Origin of the sequence: Bradyrhizobium sp. USDA 241 (assembly GCF_049739505.1) — a bacterium.
GTDB lineage: Bacteria > Pseudomonadota > Alphaproteobacteria > Rhizobiales > Xanthobacteraceae > Bradyrhizobium > Bradyrhizobium liaoningense.
Genome location: NZ_JBMGPZ010000005.1, coordinates 3,731,335 through 3,749,399, shown reverse-complemented (window position 1 = coordinate 3,749,399; position 18,065 = coordinate 3,731,335). Strand labels below are relative to the sequence as shown.

The following is an 18,065-nucleotide window of genomic DNA, read 5'->3' as shown; positions in this document are numbered from 1 at the left end:
GATGTGCGACGGCACGTCACCGAAAGAAGGTCTTGCCTTCTGAGCGACGCGGGGGATTATTCCGCCGCCATTTCAAGCGGAAGAACCGCAAGGCGCTCAGAAGGGACATTCCATGACCGATCTCAATCGCCGTCACCTGCTCGCGGGCGCCGCCGCCATGGGCGCGGCGGCCGTCACCGGGCTCGGGCCCATCGCCGCGAATGCCTCAGTCCCGCAAGCCGGGACACAGGCGCCGGGCTTCTATCGCTACAAGGTCGGCAGCTTCGAGTGCTCCTCGATCAACGATGGCGCGCGCACCTTCCCGATGCCGGACAAGTTCGTCGTCAACATTCCGAAGGAGGAGGCGCTGGCGGCCGGCGAGGCGGCCTACATGCCGAAGGGCATGGTCACCGTGCCGTTCAATCCGCAGCTCATCAACACCGGCTCCAAGCTGGTCCTCATCGACACCGGCAATGGCATTGCGAATTTCGAGGCCAGCAAGGGCGCGGTCGGCCGCACGCTGCAAAACCTTCAGGCCGCCGGCGTCGATCCCAAGAACGTCGACGTCGTGCTGTTGTCGCATCTGCACCCCGACCATACCAACGGCATCCGTTTGGCCGACGGCGCGCTGGCCTTCCCGAATGCGGAGATCATGGTGCCGGGCAAGGACTGGGAGTTCTGGACCAGCGAGGACAACGCCGCCAAGGCCGAGGCCAATCCGATGATGAAGAACTACTTCGCCAACGTGAAGAAGACCTTCGCCGGCCTCGAATCCAAGGTGACGAAGTACGAGTGGGGCAAGGAGGTCGCGCCCGGCATCACCTCCATCGCGACACCCGGCCACACGCCCGGGCACACCTCCTTCGCAGTCGCCTCGGGCGACGCCAAGGTGCTGATCCAGTCCGACGTCACCAACATTCCGGAGTTCTTCCTGCGCAATCCGGATTGGCACGTGCTGTTCAACAACGACGCCGCGATGGCGCAGGCGACGCGCCACAAGTTCTACGACATGGCGGCAGCGGAAGAGGCGACCGTGATCGGCTTCCACTTCGCCTTCCCCTCGGTCGGCCATGTCGAGAAGGACGGCGCCAAATATCGCCTGATCCCGTCGGCGTGGAATCCGACGATCTGATCCGCACGCGGCGTTTGCACGAACCATTGGGCCGCCGCTTGGCGGCCCGATTTGTTTGGTCTGCATTCGCGAAACGCAGCGTTTCCAAATCGGACCAATTCATGCACTTGCATCCATCGGTCCGGATGGCTTAAGTGCCCTCCGGGCAACCCCGCTCAAGCCCTCGAGGACATTCCATGGCCTACAACATCGTCACGATCGCCGGCAGCCTGCGCAAGGACAGCTTCTCGCTCAAGATCGCCAATGCGCTCGCCAAGCTGGCGCCTGGCTCGCTCGAACTCGAGGTCGTCACACCGGCAGGCATTTCGTTCTTCAACCAGGACCTCGAGGGCGCGCCGCCCGCGGACTGGCTCGCCTTCCGCGAAAAGCTCCAGAAGTCGAACGGCGTCCTGTTCGTCACGCCCGAATACAACCGTTCGATCCCGGGTGTTCTGAAGAATGCCATCGACGTCGCCTCGCGGCCCTACGGCAAGAGCTCGTTCCTCGGCAAGCCGGTCGGCATCATCTCCAACTCGCCGGGGCTGCTCGGCGGCGTCAGCGCGGCCAAGCATCTGCAGAACATTCTGCCGGGCATTTCCGGTCCGGTTCTCCAGCAGCCGGAAATCTACCTCAGTGGCGTCGGCGACGCCTTCGACGCGGACGGCAATTTGACCAAGGACTCCCTCAAGACGGTGCTGCAGCAATTCATCGACGCCTTCGCCGCGCATGTGGCGAAACATCAGGGCTGACGTCCAAGCCAAGGTTGCTCGACTCTCCATCATGCCCGGGCTTGTCCCGGGCATCCACGTTCTTCGTTATCGCAGGCAAAGTACGTGGATGGCCGGGACAAGCCCGGCCATGACGGGATAGTGTGCCACGTTTCGGCAATTAGCACTCCCTTAACCAACCTGTCCCATCCTGCCAGGATGGTCTCCCGCGCGCGCCTGAAATCGATCCTGACCGGTCTTGCCCTCTATGCGATGGCAGCGGCCATCGTCGGCTATTTCGGCGTCAACGCCTATACCGGCAAATACGGCCTCAACGCACGCCAGGAGCTCGACCAGGAGATCATCGCGCTGACCAGCGAGCTGGCGCAGCTCAAGCGTGAGCGCGCCAGGAGCGAACAGCGGGTGTCGCTGTTGCGGTCCGAGAAGATCGATCCCGACATGCTGGACGAGCGAGCGCGCTTCCAGCTCGACTATGTCAATCCGCGCGATCTCGTTCGGATGATCCCGGCGAAGTAGCGCATCCGCAGCTTTCGAAAGCGGCACCGAGAGCCGCCGCCGAAACCGACTTGCGTGTCCCAATTCCAGCGAAAGTCGTAGGCTTGGAGCCCGACGGCCGCCTTGACGTCCGCGCCGCAATGGGCGCATGGCTTCAGGCGCCTGTGTTGACGCAGATCAACCGGGCAGCACCGGCGGTTTCTAGACTGCCATCCGGAGGAAACAGTGATGAATGGGTCAATGCCCCGGCATCACGCGGCCCGTGTCGAGGCCGCCATCACGTCAGGCCAGGCGGCTCGGTCCGCGCTCGTGGCCTCGTGGCGTCGTTCCTCCCGGTTGCATCATCTCGATCCCGGCGGCCGCACCGCGCCGATGCGATTGACCGAAGCCGAGCTGCAGCGGGCGCGCGAACGCGTCGCGCCGCTTCTGGCCGCGGCGCAAGGCGCGATGGACCGCCTGTATCAGGCCGTCGGCGCCGCGGGCTGCTGCGTGCTGCTCGCCGACGGCGATGGCGTGCCGGTCGATCGCCGCGGCACGGTGGCGGACGACGCGACGTTTCAGTCCTGGGGCCTGTGGACGGGTGCGCTCTGGAGCGAGGAGCACGAGGGCACCAACGGTATCGGCACCTGCCTCGTCGAGCAGCGTCCGCTGACGATCGATCGCGACCAGCATTTCTTTGCCCGCAATACGCTTCTGAGCTGCACCGCCGTTCCGATCTACGACCATGAGGCGGCGCTCGCAGGCGTGCTCGACGTCTCCTCCTGCCGGGCCGACCGCACCGATGCCTTCGCCAGCCTGATCGCACTCGCGACGGGCGAGGCCGCCAAGCGTATCGAGGCCGACCTGTTTCGAAAGGCTTTTGCCGATGCCCGCATCGTGCTGACGCAAGCTGCGGACGGAAGTTGCAGCGGTCTCGTTGCGGTGGATGCGGACGATCTCGTGATCGGCGCGACCCGCTCCGCCCGGGTGGCGCTCGGAATTGCGCCCGGACGGGCCTTGCAGCCGGTGCCTGCCGCCGACCTTCTCGGCGGCGATACCGCACGCGATCACCTTGCCGGCGGCCAGCGCGCGGTGTTGCAGCGGGCGCTGCTTCGCGCCGGCGGCAATGTCTCGGCGGCCGCCAAGGCCCTCGGCGTTAGCCGCGCCACGCTGCACAGAAAGCTCAAGCGGTTCGAGCTGAACCACTGAGCTGCGCCGTTTCGTCAATCGCAATGACGGGCCGGCCCACGACTGTCGCAGAACTGCGACAGGTCCGCCCCACCATCGCTTCCCGCCGGGCTGACAGAAAACACCTCCCGCGACATCGTCGGCGCAAGTCGCGACCAGGCGACGAATTGCGCAAGCACAATCATCGGGAGTGATCAATGAACAAGGTGGAATTCCTCAGCGTCACCAAAGTTCCCTTTGCCGAACGCTACGACAATTTCATCGGCGGCAAGTTCGTGGCGCCGATCTCTGGCAAGTATTTCGACAATGCCTCGCCGGTGACCGGCCAGATCGTCTGCAAGATCGCGCGATCCGACGCGCAGGACGTCGAGGCTGCCCTAGACGCGGCACATGCGGCCAAGGCGGCCTGGGGCCGCACCAGCGTCGCCGAGCGTGCCGCGGTCCTGAACCGGATTGCCGACCGCATGGAAGACAATCTCGAGCGCCTTGCGATTGCCGAGACCTGGGACAACGGCAAGCCGATCCGCGAGACCCGCGCCGCCGACCTGCCGCTCGCGATCGATCACTTCCGCTATTTCGCCGGCGTCGTCCGCGCCCAGGAAGGCTCGATCGGGGAGATCGACCACGACACCATCGCCTATCATTTCCACGAGCCGCTCGGCGTGGTCGGCCAAATCATCCCCTGGAACTTCCCGCTGCTGATGGCCTGCTGGAAGCTCGCCCCGGCGCTCGCCGCCGGCAATTGCGTCGTGCTCAAGCCCGCCGAGCAGACCCCGGCCTCGATCATGGTCTGGGCCGAGATCATCGCGGATATCCTGCCGCCCGGTGTCCTCAATATCGTCAACGGCTTTGGCCTAGAGGCCGGCAAGCCGCTGGCATCCAGCCCGCGCATCGCCAAGATCGCCTTCACCGGCGAGACGTCGACGGGCCGGCTGATCATGCAGTACGCCAGCCAGAACCTCATTCCGGTCACGCTTGAGCTCGGCGGCAAGTCGCCGAACATCTTCTTCAAGGACGTCATCGCCGAAGACGACGACTTCTTCGACAAGGCGATCGAAGGTTTCGTCATGTTCGCGCTGAACCAGGGCGAGGTCTGCACCTGTCCGAGCCGGGCGCTGGTCCACGCGGATATCTATGACCGCTTCATGGAGCGGGCGCTGAAGCGCGTCGCCGCGATCAAGCAGGGCGATCCGCGCGATCCCACGACCATGATCGGCGCGCAGGCATCCAGCGAGCAGCTGTCCAAGATCCTCTCGTACATCGACATCGGCAAGGAGGAGGGCGCCAAGGTGCTGGCCGGCGGCGGCCGTGCCGAGCTCGCGGGCGATCTCGCCGGCGGCTTCTACGTCCAGCCGACCGTGTTCGAGGGCCACAACAAGATGCGAATCTTCCAGGAGGAGATTTTCGGCCCCGTCGTCTCGGTCACGACCTTCAGGACCGACGAGGAAGCGCTCGCGATCGCCAACGACACCCTCTACGGGTTGGGTGCCGGCGTCTGGAGTCGCGACGCCAACCGCTGCTACCGCTTCGGCCGCGAGATCCAGGCCGGCCGGGTCTGGACCAACTGCTACCATGCCTATCCCGCGCATGCGGCCTTCGGCGGCTACAAGCAGTCGGGCGTCGGGCGCGAGACCCACAAGATGATGCTCGATCACTATCAGCAGACCAAGAACCTCCTGGTCAGCTATAGCCCGAAGAAGCTCGGCTTCTTCTGATCAGGGATGTCCCGCTCAGGAGGCCGTCATGCCCGGGCTTGTCCCGGCCATCCACGTCCTCCGTGCCGCGGGGCAAGGCGTGGATGGCCGGGACGAGCCCGGCCATGACGTCGCGGAAGCTGCAGCGCCCCATTCGTGGGACGAGTTTTCGACCGGCAGGATTCTGTTGGTTCGCAGGTGCTTGGCCCGCTCACGAATCCGCGCGCCCATGCGCGCATAGATTTGTTGCCCGATCGGCGCCAAAGATTTTGCAATATTTCGATCACGTTGCAGTGCGGCATAATGAAAGGCGTGTCATGCCGCCGCGGTGCTTTCGCACGCGATTGACTTGGGTTAGAGAGGGCGAAAGTTTTCTCTGACCCGGAATTCCCATGGCCGCCCCCAAGAAAGCCGCCGCAAGCCCTCCACAGGACAAGACCGACGGCGGTTCGCCTCCGGAATTCACCAGGGAGCAGGAGCTCAAGGCGCTCCGCGACATGCTCCTGATCCGTCGGTTCGAGGAAAAGGCAGGCCAGCTCTACGGCATGGGCGCGATCGGCGGCTTCTGTCACCTCTATATCGGCCAGGAGGCCGTGGTGGTCGGTATGCAGATGGCGCTGAAGCAGGGCGACCAGGTCATTACCGGCTATCGCGATCACGGCCACATGCTTGCCACCGGCATGGATGCCAACGGCGTCATGGCCGAGCTCACGGGCCGCCACGGCGGCTACTCCAAGGGCAAGGGCGGCTCCATGCACATGTTCAGCAAGGAGAAGCACTTTTATGGCGGCCACGGCATCGTCGGCGCCCAGGTCTCGCTCGGCACCGGTCTCGCCTTCGCCAATCACTATCGCGGCAACGACAATGTCAGCGTCACCTATTTCGGCGACGGCGCGGCCAATCAGGGCCAGGTCTATGAGAGCTTCAACATGGCGGAGCTCTGGAAGCTGCCGGTGATCTACGTCATCGAGAACAACCGCTACGCCATGGGCACATCGGTCTCGCGCGCCTCGGCGCAGCAGGATTTTTCCAAGCGCGGCGTCTCCTTCAACATCCCCGGCAAGCAGGTCGACGGCATGGACGTCCGTGCCGTGAAGGCGGCGGGCGAGGAGGCGGCGGCCTGGTGCCGCGCCGGCAAGGGGCCCTTCATCCTGGAGATGCAGACCTATCGCTATCGCGGGCACTCGATGTCCGACCCTGCAAAATATCGCACGCGCGAGGAGGTCGAGAAGGTCCGCCACGACCAGGATCCGATCGAGCAAGTGCGCAACCGCCTCCTGGCGGCGAAGGTCAGCGAGCAGGATCTGAAGGCGATCGATGCCGAAGTGCGCGACATCGTCAACGCCGCCGCCGATTTCGCCCAGCACGATCCCGAGCCGGATGCCGCCGAGCTCTGGACCGACGTTTACCGCTGAACGCGCGCAAGCTTTCTTTTGGAGCCGATATGCCAATTCAAGTGCTGATGCCCGCGCTCTCGCCCACGATGGAGAAGGGCAACCTCGCCAAATGGCTGAAGAAAGAGGGCGAGACGATCAAGTCCGGCGACGTCATCGCCGAGATCGAGACCGACAAGGCGACCATGGAGGTCGAGGCGACCGACGAAGGTACGCTCGGCAAGATCCTGATCCCCGAGGGCACCGCCGACGTTGCGGTGAACACGCCGATCGCCACCATTCTCGCCGACGGCGAGAGCGCCGCTGATCTCGGCAAGGCGTCCGCGCCGGCCAAGCAGGAGAAAGCTGCCGAGTCGGCGCCCCCGGCCGCCGCCAAGGCCGAGGCGCCGCAGCCGAAGGCCGCGCCGGCTGCCCCGCAGGCCGTTGCCGAGCCGGATCCGGAAGTGCCCGCCGGTACCGAGATGGTGACGCAGACCATCCGCGAAGCGCTGCGCGACGCCATGGCCGAAGAGATGCGCCGCGACGCGGACGTCTTCGTGATGGGTGAAGAGGTCGCCGAATATCAGGGCGCCTACAAGGTGACCCAGGGCCTGCTCCAGGAATTCGGCGCCAAGCGCGTCATCGACACCCCGATCACCGAGCACGGGTTTGCTGGCGTCGGCGTCGGTGCCGCGATGACCGGCCTGAAGCCGATCGTCGAGTTCATGACCTTCAACTTCGCCATGCAGGCGATCGACCAGATCATCAACTCCGCGGCCAAGACGCTGTACATGTCCGGCGGCCAGATGGGATGCTCGATCGTGTTCCGCGGGCCGAATGGCGCTGCCGCGCGCGTTGCCGCCCAGCACAGCCAGGATTACTCGTCCTGGTACTCGCACATTCCGGGCCTGAAGGTGGTCGCGCCGTATTCGGCAGCCGACGCCAAGGGCCTGCTCAAGGCCGCGATCCGCGATCCCAATCCGGTGATCTTCCTCGAGAACGAGATGCTCTACGGTCACACCGGCGAAGTGCCCAAGCTGGATGATTTCATCATCCCGATCGGCAAAGCGCGCATCGTACGCTCCGGCAGCCACGTCACCATCATCTCCTGGTCGAACGGCATGACCTATGCGCTCAAGGCCGCCGACGAGCTCGCCAAGGACGGCATCGAGGCCGAGGTGATCGACCTGCGCACGCTGCGCCCGATGGACACCGAGACCATCATCAACTCCGTCAAGAAGACCGGTCGCGCGGTCACGGTGGAAGAGGGCTGGGCCCAGAGCGGCGTCGGCGCCGAGATTGCCGCGCGCATCATGGAGAACGCTTTCGACTATCTGGATGCGCCGGTCGCGCGGGTCTCCGGCAAGGACGTCCCGATGCCCTATGCCGCGAACCTGGAGAAGCTCGCGCTGCCTTCGGCGGCGGAAGTCGTCGAGGCCGCCAAAGCCGTCTGCTACAGGTAGATCATGGCGGGCCCCAAGGAGCAGCCACTTCCGCCCGACGTCATGAGCCGCGAGGATGCGGTCGAGATCCTGCGCGTATTCGTGCTGGACGGCGGGCTGTCGATGGCGTTCCAGCGCGCCTTCGAGGAGCCCGACATGTGGGGCCTCTTGCTCGTCGATCTCGCCCGCCATGCCGCGCGCGCCTATGCGCGCGAGAGCGAATACACCGAGGAGGACGCGTTGAACCGGATCCTCGAGATGTTCCAGGCTGAGATCGAGCGTCCCACCGACACCGGCACCACGACGCCACGCGGGAAGGGGCACTGACCATGGCGATCGAATCCTATCACTTCGATTTCATGCTCGAGGCGATCCGCGAGGCTGAAGCCTCGATCGCGCAAGGCGGTCTGCCAATCGGTGCCGTGCTGACGCGCGACAACAAGATCATCGCCCGCGGCCATAACAACCGCGTGCAGGAGAACAACGTGATCCTGCACGGCGAGATGAGCTGCCTGCGCGAAGCCGGCGCGATCAAGTTCCACGACACCGTCATGTACACCACGCTGTCGCCATGCTCGATGTGTGCCGGCGCACTCGCGCTGTTCAAGGTCAAGCTGGTGGTGATCGGGGAATCCGTCACCTTCAAAGGCTCCAAGGACATTCTCGACAAGTTCGGCATCCCCTGGATCGACCTTGCCGACGACCGCTCCATCACCATGATGAAGAATTGGCGTTCCATCCCAGCCAATGAGCGCCTGTGGCAGGGCGACATCGGCAACTAAACCTGGTCTGTTCGTCTTCGCATCGAGGACGACGTTTTTGAGAAGTTCTTCGTGAGGTCAGCATGCCCATCAACATCCTGATGCCCGCTCTGTCGCCGACGATGGAGAAGGGCAACCTCGCCAAGTGGCTGAAGAAGGAAGGCGACAAGGTCAAATCCGGCGACGTGATCGCCGAGATCGAGACCGACAAGGCGACCATGGAGGTCGAAGCCATCGACGAGGGCACGATCGCCAAGATTCTGGTACCCGAGGGCACGCAGGATGTCCCGGTCAACGACGTGATCGCCGTGCTCGCCGGCGAAGGCGAGGACGTGAAGGCTGCGGGTAACGCCAAGCCCAGCGCCTCGGCCGCGCCGCCCAAATCTGCTGAAAAGACGGCGGACAAGCCCGCTGAGGCTCCTGCTGCACCGGCCTCCGCGCCCAAGGCCGCTCCGGCGCCCGCGGCTGCACCTGCGCCGCAGGCGGCAGCGCCGGCTGCGCAAAGCAACGGCCATGGTGGCCGCGTGTTCTCGTCTCCGCTGGCGCGGCGCCTGGCCAAGGACGCCGGCATCGATGTCTCGATGATTGCAGGTACCGGCCCGCATGGCCGCGTGGTCGCCCGCGACGTCGAGCAGGCCAAATCGGGCAAGGGCCTCAAGGCACCTGCTGCTGCTCCGTCGTCCGCGCCCTCGATCGCGCCGACGATGTCGGACAAGCAGATCCTGTCGCTGTTCGAGCCCGGCTCTTACGACATTGTCCCGCATGACGGCATGCGCCGCACCATTGCGCAGCGCCTGACCGCATCGATCCAGAACGTGCCGCACTTCTATCTCACCATCGACTGCGATATCGGCAAGCTGCTCGCCGCGCGCGAGGAGATCAATGCGGCGGCTCCCAAGGACAAGGAGAAGAAGCCGCTCTACAAGATCTCGGTCAACGACTTCGTCATCAAGGCGATGGCGGTGGCGCTGCAGAGGATCCCGAACTGCAACGTCAGCTGGACCGAAAGCGGCATGGTCAAGCATCACCATTCCGACGTCGGCGTTGCCGTGGCGATGCCCGGTGGTCTGATCACGCCGATCATCCGCAAAGCGGAGACCAAGACGCTCTCCACCATCTCCAACGAGATGAAGGATTTTGCCGCGCGCGCCCGCTCGCGCAAGCTCAAGCCCGAGGAGTACCAGGGCGGTACCACGGCCGTCTCCAACCTCGGCATGTACGGCATCAGCCACTTCACCGCCGTGATCAACCCGCCGCATGCGACGATCCTTGCGGTCGGCACCAGCGAGGAGCGCCCCGTCGTGCGCGGCGGCAAGATCGAGATCGCGCACATGATGAGCGTGACCTTGTCCTGCGATCACCGTGCCATCGACGGCGCGCTCGGCGCCGAGCTGATCGGCGCGTTCAAGCAGCTGATCGAAAACCCCGTGATGATGATGGTCTGACGCGGCGGCAGAGGGGGCAACCTTGCATGTCCGGACCCGCTGGCCATGGCTATCGCTGCTGCTCGGAGCCGTCGTCGCGCTCAACCCGATCGGGCTCGATTTTCTTCGTTCTGCGTTCTTTGCCGGCGAGCAACTGGCGCGGAACATCGCCCAGCCGATCGTGCTCACCGCACTGGCCGTGATGGTCGTGGTGGTGGTGCTCGAATGGCTGGTGAGGTCTCTTTTGGTCAAGCGCCGCGCCCGCGGCGCCTCTTGAGTTGAACGGGAGCCGCTATGGCCGACACATCCTTCGACGTCATCATCATCGGCTCCGGTCCCGGCGGTTATGTCGCCGCCATCCGCGCTGCCCAGCTCGGCCTCAAGACCGCGATCGTCGAGAAGTCGTATCTCGGCGGTATCTGCCTGAACTGGGGCTGCATCCCGACCAAAGCGCTGCTGCGCTCGGCAGAGATCTATCACTACATGCAACACGCCAAGGATTACGGCCTGTCGGCCGACAACATCTCCTACGACCCGAAGGCCGTGGTGCAGCGCTCGCGTGGCGTTTCCAAGCGGCTGAACGACGGCGTCGGCTTTCTGATGAAGAAGAACAAGGTCAGCGTGATCTGGGGCGCCGCCACGATAGACGCACCCGGCAAGATCACCGTGAAGAAATCCGACGTCGAGGCGCCGAAGGGCACGCTGGGCGAGGGGAGCTATCAGGCCAAGCACATCATCGTCGCGACCGGTGCGCGGCCGCGCGTGCTGCCCGGGCTCGAACCCGACAAGAAGCTGGTCTGGACCTATTTCGAGGCGATGGTGCCGGAGCGGATGCCAAAGTCGCTGCTAGTGGTCGGCTCCGGGGCGATCGGCATCGAGTTCGCCTCTTTCTTCCACACCATGGGCTCCGACGTCACCGTGGTCGAGGTGCTGCCGCAGATCCTGCCCGTCGAGGATGCCGAGATCGCCGGCCTGGCGCGCAAGCGTCTGGAGAAGCAGGGCATCAAGATCATGACCTCGACCAAGGTGACCAAGCTGGAGAAGAAGGCCGACAGAGTCGTCGCCACCATCGACGACGGCAAGGGCAAGCCTGTCGCGACCGAGTTCGAGCGCGTGATCTCGGCGGTCGGCGTCGTCGGCAACATCGAAAATCTCGGCCTGGAAAAGGTCAGCGTGAAGACCGACCGCGGCATCATCGTCGTCGACGGCCACGGCAAGACCAACATCCCCGGCATCTATGCCATCGGCGACGTTGCCGGCCCTCCGATGCTCGCGCACAAGGCCGAGCATGAAGGCGTGATCTGCGTCGAGGCGATCAAGGGCCTCAATCCGCATCCCATGGACAAGAACCTGATCCCGGGCTGCACCTATTGCCAGCCGCAGGTCGCCTCCGTCGGCTTCACCGAAGCCAAGGCCAAGGAGAGCGGCCGCGAGATCCGCGTCGGCCGCTTCCCCTTCGTCGGCAACGGCAAGGCGATCGCGCTCGGCGAGGACCAGGGCCTCGTCAAGGTGATCTTCGACAAGAAGACCGGTCAGCTCCTCGGCGCCCACATGGTCGGCGCGGAGGTCACCGAGTTGATCCAGGGCTACGTCGTCGCCATGAACCTGGAGACCACGGAAGAAGAGCTCATGCACACGGTCTTCCCGCATCCGACGCTGTCGGAGATGATGAAGGAAGCCGTGCTGGATGCGTATGGAAGGGTGTTGAATATTTGATCGGCGAGCGCGCTGCCCGCCACCGTCATTGCGAGCGAAGCGAAGCAATCCAGACTGCCTCTGCGGAACGACTCTGGATTGCTTCGCTACGCTCGCAATGACGAGCAGCTAGAGCCGTTTGCAAAACAAGAAGGAAACCGCCCCATGCACGACAACGACAACCTCACCATCGAACGCCCCACTTTCGTCACCCATCTCGAATGCGCGATGGAGGGCGATCATTACGCCGCCGACCAGGTCCACAACCTCTCCAAGGCCGGCAAGCCGCTTCTTGTCCGCTACGACCTCGCGGGCGTGAAGAAGGCGCTGACGAAGGATGCGCTGGCCCAGCGCCCCGGCGACATGTGGCGCTACCGCGAGCTGCTGCCGGTGCGCAAATGCGAGGACATCGTCTCGCTCGGCGAGGTCACGACGCCGCTGATCCGGCTGCCGAAGCTGGGTGCAAGACTCGGCGGCGGCGAGATCATCGTCAAGGACGAGGGACGGCTGCCGACCGGCTCGTTCAAGGCACGCGGGCTCGTGATGGCGGTGTCGATGGGCAAGGCGCTCGGCATCAAGCATATGGCGATGCCGACCAACGGCAATGCCGGCGCGGCGCTGGCGGCTTACGCCACGTCCTGCGGCATCAAGACCACGATCTTCTGTCCCGCCGACACGCCCGAGGTGAACGTCAGCGAGATCGAGCTGCAGGGCGCGACCGTCTACCGCGTCAACGGCTATATCGATGATTGCGGCAAGATCGTCGGCGAGGGAAAGGCGAAGGTCGGCTGGTTCGACACCTCGACCTTGAAGGAGCCGTACCGCATCGAGGGCAAGAAGACGATGGGCCTCGAACTCGCCGAGCAGCTCGGCTGGGACGTGCCCGATGTGATCTTCTATCCAACCGGCGGCGGCACCGGCCTGATCGGCATGTGGAAGGCGTTCGACGAGCTCGAGAAGATCGGCTTCATCGGAAGCAAGCGCCCGCGCATGGTCGCGGTGCAGGCGTCGGGCTGCGCGCCGATGGTGCGGGCTTATGAAGCCGGCACCGAGCACGCGACGCGCTGGGAGGACGCCCACACCATTGCCTCGGGCATCCGCGTGCCGCAGGCGATCGGCGATTTCCTGATCCTGCGCGCGGTGCGGGAGAGCAAGGGTTTTGCGATCGCCGTCGACGACGACAAGATCTCGTCGGCGCTGAACGAGGTTGCGCGCGAGGAGGGGCTGCTGTTGTGCCCCGAGGGCGCCGCCACCTACGCCGCCTACAAGCAGAGCCTCGCCGACGGCCGTGTCAGCAAGACCGACCGCGTGATGCTGTTCAACTGCGCGACCGGCCTGAAGTACCCGCTGCCGCCGGTCACCCGCACGCTCGACCGTCACAAGCCGATTGATTACGCGCAGTTCTAGCCCGTCTTATTCGTAAGAGTGCGCCTGAGGGCTGGCGAGCGTGGTGTAAAGCGCTGATGCGGCGTAGGATTCGGTTGCGAAGCCACCCCATCACCTTCAACCGCGAACGCCACGCCCGCCATGACCGACGATACGATTCCGCCCTTCTCGTTTCCAGCCGTTCACGCCAAGAAAGTCACAGCTGCCTTCGATGGCGGTCGCCTGACCTCGAACGGGGGCGTGATGCTTCTGGCGATGGCCGAGCGGCGTCTCGGCTTGGCCGACAATCTGGCCCGGGTGTTCCCGGATCGGCGCGATCCGACGCGGGTCGTGCACAGCCTTGTCGATATGTTCCGCGCGCGCATGTTCGCGATCTGCTGCGGCTACGAGGACGCCGACGACCTCGATCATCTGCGGTCCGATCCCGCATTCAAGCTGGCCTGCGGACGGCTGCCGGACACGGGCCGCGATCTGTGTTCCCAACCGACGCTGTCGCGGCTGGAGAATGCTCCGCGCCTGCGCGACGTGATCCGACTGACCTACATTTTGGTCGACGCATGGATGGATAGCTACCCGCGCGAGCCGGCATCCGTCACGCTCGACATCGATGATACCTGCGATGTCGTCCACGGCCATCAGCAGCTCTCGCTGTTCAACGCTCATTATGACGAACGCTGCTTCCTGCCGATCCACGTCTACGACACGGAGAAGAGCCGTCCCGTGGCGGTCGTGCTGAGGCCCGGCAAGACGCCGGGCGGCGTCGAGGTGCGTGCCCTTCTGCGCCGCCTGGTACGGCATATCCGCACGCGGTGGCACAACACGCGAATTACGTTCCGTGGCGACGGGCACTATGCCCGGCCGGAGGCCATGGCGTGGTGCGAGACCAACGGCATCGACTACATCTTCGGTCTGTCCGGCACCAAGCCTCTCGCCAGAAAAGTCGACGAGGTCGCCGACGACATCCGCACCCGACGCGCCATCGAGAACCTGCCGGTTCTGCGTGGCTATACCGAGACGCGCCACAAGGCAAAGTCCTGGGATCGCGAACGGCGCACCGTCGCCCGTATTGAGGCGACGATGCTCGGCCTCGACATCCGTTTCGTCGTCACCAGCCTCGATGTCGGCTCGGCCGAGTGGATCTACGACAGCCTGTATTGCGCGCGCGGCCAAGCCGAGAATCTGATCAAGCTGCATAAGACGCAGCTCGCCTCCGACCGCACCAGCTGCCGTTCGGCGCTCGCCAACCAGGTCCGTCTCGTGCTCCATACGGCCGCTTATTGGCTGATGCTGACCGTGCGCGACGCCATTCCCAAAGTCCGGGAATTGGCCGCTGCCGAGTTCGCGACGCTGCGTCTTCGGCTCTTGAAAATCGCCGCCCGTGTCGTCGAGACCACGAGCCGCATTCGCCTTGCGTTTGCCGCCGCATGTCCCGAAGCCGACCTGATCTGCGGCTTGCCCGGCGCGCTGCTGCCGCTCGGTCCTTGACCGGCGGGGCGTCCGCCCCCGTTCGCCCAACCCATCCCTCAAGCGCGTTGCAAAGTACCGGTCGTCAGGCGGCGAAAAGCCGAAGGCAATCCTGTGCGCCTCGTCAGACAAGATGTGCGGCCGCATCAATCGGGCCCAAAAGCCGCACTCTCACGAATAGGACGGGCTAGCGCGTTGCTAGACTACGAATGATCCCTCTTCCCGTACGCGGGCAGAGGGCCAAAAAACAACAAAGACATCGCTGGGGAGAAGACAATGAAGAAGGCCGCTTGGGCTGCGCTGATTGCTATTCTCGCTGTGACCGGCGCCTCGCGCGCCGACGACTATCCCTCACGTCCCATCACCGTCATCGTGCCCTTCGCGGCCGGCGGACCGTCGGATGCGATGGCCCGAGTCCTCGCTGACCGGATGCGGGTGACGTTGGGGCAGCCCGTGGTGATCGAGAATGTCACCGGCGCGGGCGGTTCGATCGGCGTCGGCCGTGCCGTGCAATCACTGCCGGACGGCTACACCATCTCCTTCGGCCACCTCGGCACCCACGTCGCCAACGGTGCCGTCTACAAGCTCAAATACGATCTCGTCGCCGACCTCGAGCCGGTGGTGCTGTTGCCGAGCAATCCGATGATCGTCGTCAGCAAGAACGCGGTACCTGCCCCGCGGGTCACTTCAAATTCCTCCGGGTGTGGTCAGTCAAATTCCTCCACCCGCGAGGCAGGACAAGGGACTGTTAGTTTGAGTTTGTTTCCCGGGCAAGAGCTTCAGCGGCTTCTTTGAGCCGATAGCTGCGTCCGTCGAACTCAAGCAGATGGCAATGATGCATAAGGCGATCGAGGATCGTCGTGCTCATAGTGTTGTCCCCAAGGTATGCCCCCCAATCCTGCACGACGCGATTGGAGGTGACGATGACGCTGCGGCGCAGTTTGTAACGCTGATGGATCAGGGTCTGCAGCAAAGTGCCGGCGTCGTCGGGGATGGCGCGTGCGAGGAATAGATCGTCCAGCACGAGGAGATCGCAGTCGATGATGGTTCGCAGCCGGACCTCGCGTTGTGCCGGAGAGTTCAGGGCGTAGCGGTGGAAGAAGTCGTCGGTCTCAAGATACTGGACCTTGTGGCTTTGCAGGATCGCCTGATAGGCAATCGCCTTGGCGATGTGCGACTTCCCGGTGCCAGGTTTGCCAACAAGCAGAGCGTTCTCGCCAGCGGCAATGAACGCCAGGGTGTGGAGCTGGAAGCAGGTCTGACGTGGCAGTTTGGGATTGAAGGACCAGTCGAACTCGGCGAGCGTCAGCTTTTCGTCGAGCCCGGATTGCTGGTATCGCCGCTCGATAAGACGGGACTGACGACGGTCCAGTTCATCCTGCAGGATAAGGGAGAAGGTCTCGAGGAAGGGCTGGTTGGCGCCCTGCGCCTGGAGCACGCGCGTCTGCAGCGTGTCGCGGACACCCGACAGGCGCAGCTGTCGTAGGCAACGCTCAATTTCCGGCATGGTCATCATGTGGCTAGGTCTCCAGTTTAAGGTGAGAAGGTGCAGCGGGAGCGCTCGTGGCGCCGGAGTTGGCCGGGGTTGCGCAGGCGACACGAGCGCGGATTGCCGTGGCGTGATCGTCGTGAGCCTCGGCCTGCCGACCATTGTCGTCGGCGTCGCGCCGCACAGCGCGGCTGAAGAGGTCGCCGTATTCCGCGGGGGTACGGATCAGCGGATGATCCTGGGTGAGCGGCGATGCCGGCTGTGGCGTCACTCCAACCTGCTCGATCGCCTGTTCGAACAACCGCTCGACGGTCGCACGCACGTGCTTGTAGCGGTAGATGCGGTTGTCGATGGCGTGCGCGCAGGCCTGCTCGACCAGCCGCGCCGGATACTTCCGGCCCAGCCCGACAATGCCCCACATCGCGCGCTGTCCGGGGCGCCCTTCGGTGTCGAACACCTGCTGGCACAAGGCCCTGGTCTGCGGTCCGATGCGCTCGGCGCTCGCCAGCAGCACGGCGGTTTGCCGCGACGGGTTGAACGGCCGTTCGCTGGTCGGCAGGACGACAGAACCGGGGTGCGCCATCCGGGAATGAACACGCAGCAGCGCACGGGTGTGGCGATCACGGATCTCGATCGTGGTGGTGTAGATGCGCACGACGACCTGGCTGCCGATCGGCGCGGGCCGCGCGGCGTAATAGCTGTTGTCGACGCGTACGGTGGTGTCGTCGCAGACAGTCCGGACGACTTCGGTGAAGATGCGGAAGGGAGCGACAGGCAGCGGCCGCAGGTGCGGCTTCTCTTCCTGGAACATCGCCTCGACCTGACGGCGCGTGCTGCCGTGGATGCGTTTGGAAGCCCAGTTCTCCTCCCAGTGCCTCAAGAACTCGTTTTGCGCCTCCAGCGTCTCGAAGCGCCGTCCGGCCAGCGCAGTGCCCTGGGTATGTTGAATCGCATTCTCGACGCATCCTTTCCGATTTGGATCGGCCACGCGCGCGGGATCGGCGACCACGGCGTAATGAGCCAGCATCGCGCTGTAAATCGGGTTGAGCTGGGGCTCGTACAAATCCGGCTTGAGGACGCCTTCCTTCAGGTTGTCGAGCACGACATAGCTGGGGACCCCGCCAAAATACCGGAACGCCTCTTCGTGGAGCTGCGCCCAGACTTGTTGGCTGGACTTCCAGACTACCCGCCGGAAGCTGCGCCGCGAGTAGCGTAGCGTCATCACGAACAGGCGGGGACGACGGTACCGCCCGCTCTTCGGATCAACCGTCGGCGCGCCCTCGCCATAGTCGACCTGAGCTTCCTCGCCGGGGAGGAACTCAAGACGATCAAACTGCTCAGGATCAGCGTGCCGCAACCGGCGCACAAACCACTTGACACTCTGGTAGCTGGACGGAAAGCCAAATTGATCAACCAGGTCCTGGTAAATCGCCTGCGCGTTCCGCTTCAGCCGGACCTGTTCTTCGATCCACGTCCGATGCGCTTCGCAAGCCGAACGGGCCAGGCTGCTGGTGACCGTCGCTTCCGATGTCCCAAAAGCCGGTGGTCGGGGTGGAGGAATTTGGCCGTCCGCGCTCACCGAGCCGGTGGTCACTTCCCCGGGGGAATTTGCCTCCGCACCGGCCCGCAGCGCCTGATAACGCCGGATCGTCTTGCGATCGACACCCGTCAGCCGGTGAATCTCGCGCTGGCTGGTGTTGCGATCAAGTAATGTAAGTACGGTGCTTTGCAGATGTCGCTTCAAGACGTTCAACTCCCCGGCCCCTTGCTGGCTAAAGGGGTCGAACATAAACGTCCTGCCTGACCGGCTACTGCTGTTCAGCGGCGCTGACGGCGATCATCAGGTGGGGGAGTTTC

General features: G+C 64.4%; 16 protein-coding genes and 1 pseudogene. 15 read left to right on the top strand and 2 right to left on the bottom strand.

What is annotated here, in order from left to right:
* Positions 1-112 precede the first annotated feature (112 nt).
* From ABIF91_RS40025 to ABIF91_RS39955, 15 genes and pseudogenes are all read left to right on the top strand, one after another.
* On the top strand, positions 113-1,111 hold the full coding sequence (locus ABIF91_RS40025; protein WP_028177593.1) for an MBL fold metallo-hydrolase: 999 nt from the start codon (positions 113-115) through the stop codon (positions 1,109-1,111).
* Positions 1,112-1,287: 176 nt separating this feature from the next.
* Complete coding sequence (locus tag ABIF91_RS40020; RefSeq protein WP_028177592.1) at positions 1,288-1,839, top strand: NADPH-dependent FMN reductase; 552 nt, start codon at positions 1,288-1,290, stop codon at positions 1,837-1,839.
* 177 nt (positions 1,840-2,016) lie between these two features.
* Positions 2,017-2,334, top strand: a complete 318-nt coding sequence (locus tag ABIF91_RS40015; protein WP_028177591.1) for an FtsB family cell division protein — start codon at positions 2,017-2,019, stop codon at positions 2,332-2,334.
* A 207-nt stretch (positions 2,335-2,541) separates the two neighbouring features.
* Positions 2,542-3,501 (top strand): helix-turn-helix domain-containing protein, encoded by a 960-nt coding sequence (locus ABIF91_RS40010; RefSeq protein WP_035671992.1) that lies wholly within the window; start codon positions 2,542-2,544, stop codon positions 3,499-3,501.
* Positions 3,502-3,677: 176 nt separating this feature from the next.
* Positions 3,678-5,195 (top strand): aldehyde dehydrogenase, encoded by a 1,518-nt coding sequence (gene adh, locus ABIF91_RS40005; RefSeq protein WP_028177590.1) that lies wholly within the window; start codon positions 3,678-3,680, stop codon positions 5,193-5,195.
* A 371-nt stretch (positions 5,196-5,566) separates the two neighbouring features.
* Positions 5,567-6,589, top strand: coding sequence for a pyruvate dehydrogenase (acetyl-transferring) E1 component subunit alpha (gene pdhA / locus ABIF91_RS40000; RefSeq protein WP_028177589.1), 1,023 nt, complete (start codon positions 5,567-5,569; stop codon positions 6,587-6,589).
* A 29-nt stretch (positions 6,590-6,618) separates the two neighbouring features.
* Positions 6,619-8,010 (top strand): pyruvate dehydrogenase complex E1 component subunit beta, encoded by a 1,392-nt coding sequence (locus ABIF91_RS39995; protein ID WP_028177588.1) that lies wholly within the window; start codon positions 6,619-6,621, stop codon positions 8,008-8,010.
* 3 nt (positions 8,011-8,013) lie between these two features.
* Positions 8,014-8,316 (top strand): DUF5076 domain-containing protein, encoded by a 303-nt coding sequence (locus ABIF91_RS39990; RefSeq protein WP_028177587.1) that lies wholly within the window; start codon positions 8,014-8,016, stop codon positions 8,314-8,316.
* Between the two features lie 2 nt (positions 8,317-8,318).
* On the top strand, positions 8,319-8,771 hold the full coding sequence (locus tag ABIF91_RS39985) for a nucleoside deaminase (protein WP_028177586.1): 453 nt from the start codon (positions 8,319-8,321) through the stop codon (positions 8,769-8,771).
* Positions 8,772-8,833: 62 nt separating this feature from the next.
* Positions 8,834-10,195, top strand: coding sequence for a pyruvate dehydrogenase complex dihydrolipoamide acetyltransferase (locus ABIF91_RS39980; protein WP_028177585.1), 1,362 nt, complete (start codon positions 8,834-8,836; stop codon positions 10,193-10,195).
* A gap of 22 nt (positions 10,196-10,217) precedes the next feature.
* Positions 10,218-10,451, top strand: coding sequence for a hypothetical protein (locus ABIF91_RS39975; RefSeq protein ID WP_028177584.1), 234 nt, complete (start codon positions 10,218-10,220; stop codon positions 10,449-10,451).
* Positions 10,452-10,468: 17 nt separating this feature from the next.
* Positions 10,469-11,890 carry a dihydrolipoyl dehydrogenase gene (lpdA, locus tag ABIF91_RS39970; RefSeq protein WP_424579742.1) on the top strand — a complete coding sequence of 474 codons (1,422 nt, stop codon included), beginning with the start codon at positions 10,469-10,471 and terminating at the stop codon, positions 11,888-11,890.
* A 144-nt stretch (positions 11,891-12,034) separates the two neighbouring features.
* Positions 12,035-13,276 carry a threonine synthase gene (locus ABIF91_RS39965; RefSeq protein ID WP_028177582.1) on the top strand — a complete coding sequence of 414 codons (1,242 nt, stop codon included), beginning with the start codon at positions 12,035-12,037 and terminating at the stop codon, positions 13,274-13,276.
* Positions 13,277-13,396: 120 nt separating this feature from the next.
* Positions 13,397-14,740, top strand: coding sequence for an IS1380-like element ISBdi2 family transposase (locus ABIF91_RS39960; protein ID WP_424578699.1), 1,344 nt, complete (start codon positions 13,397-13,399; stop codon positions 14,738-14,740).
* 255 nt (positions 14,741-14,995) lie between these two features.
* Positions 14,996-15,394, top strand: a pseudogene (locus ABIF91_RS39955) (tripartite tricarboxylate transporter substrate-binding protein); the annotation flags it as partial.
* 73 nt (positions 15,395-15,467) lie between these two features.
* Here the strand turns inward: ABIF91_RS39955 and istB are convergent.
* Both istB and istA read right to left on the bottom strand, forming a co-directional pair.
* Positions 15,468-16,235 (bottom strand): IS21-like element IS1631 family helper ATPase IstB, encoded by a 768-nt coding sequence (gene istB, locus ABIF91_RS39950; RefSeq protein WP_038952109.1) that lies wholly within the window; start codon positions 16,233-16,235, stop codon positions 15,468-15,470.
* A 4-nt stretch (positions 16,236-16,239) separates the two neighbouring features.
* Positions 16,240-17,997, bottom strand: a complete 1,758-nt coding sequence (gene istA / locus ABIF91_RS39945; protein WP_424578662.1) for an IS21-like element IS1631 family transposase — start codon at positions 17,995-17,997, stop codon at positions 16,240-16,242.
* Positions 17,998-18,065 lie beyond the last annotated feature (68 nt).

Coding starts and splice junctions, on each gene's coding strand:
- ABIF91_RS40025 (WP_028177593.1), top strand. CDS start 113: ATGACCGATCTCAATCGCCGTCACCTGCTCGCGGGCGCCGCCGCCATG.
- ABIF91_RS40020 (WP_028177592.1), top strand. CDS start 1,288: ATGGCCTACAACATCGTCACGATCGCCGGCAGCCTGCGCAAGGACAGC.
- ABIF91_RS40015 (WP_028177591.1), top strand. CDS start 2,017: ATGGTCTCCCGCGCGCGCCTGAAATCGATCCTGACCGGTCTTGCCCTC.
- ABIF91_RS40010 (WP_035671992.1), top strand. CDS start 2,542: ATGAATGGGTCAATGCCCCGGCATCACGCGGCCCGTGTCGAGGCCGCC.
- adh (WP_028177590.1), top strand. CDS start 3,678: ATGAACAAGGTGGAATTCCTCAGCGTCACCAAAGTTCCCTTTGCCGAA.
- pdhA (WP_028177589.1), top strand. CDS start 5,567: ATGGCCGCCCCCAAGAAAGCCGCCGCAAGCCCTCCACAGGACAAGACC.
- ABIF91_RS39995 (WP_028177588.1), top strand. CDS start 6,619: ATGCCAATTCAAGTGCTGATGCCCGCGCTCTCGCCCACGATGGAGAAG.
- ABIF91_RS39990 (WP_028177587.1), top strand. CDS start 8,014: ATGGCGGGCCCCAAGGAGCAGCCACTTCCGCCCGACGTCATGAGCCGC.
- ABIF91_RS39985 (WP_028177586.1), top strand. CDS start 8,319: ATGGCGATCGAATCCTATCACTTCGATTTCATGCTCGAGGCGATCCGC.
- ABIF91_RS39980 (WP_028177585.1), top strand. CDS start 8,834: ATGCCCATCAACATCCTGATGCCCGCTCTGTCGCCGACGATGGAGAAG.
- lpdA (WP_424579742.1), top strand. CDS start 10,469: ATGGCCGACACATCCTTCGACGTCATCATCATCGGCTCCGGTCCCGGC.
- ABIF91_RS39965 (WP_028177582.1), top strand. CDS start 12,035: ATGCACGACAACGACAACCTCACCATCGAACGCCCCACTTTCGTCACC.
- ABIF91_RS39960 (WP_424578699.1), top strand. CDS start 13,397: ATGACCGACGATACGATTCCGCCCTTCTCGTTTCCAGCCGTTCACGCC.
- istB (WP_038952109.1), bottom strand. CDS start 16,235: ATGATGACCATGCCGGAAATTGAGCGTTGCCTACGACAGCTGCGCCTG.
- istA (WP_424578662.1), bottom strand. CDS start 17,997: ATGTTCGACCCCTTTAGCCAGCAAGGGGCCGGGGAGTTGAACGTCTTG.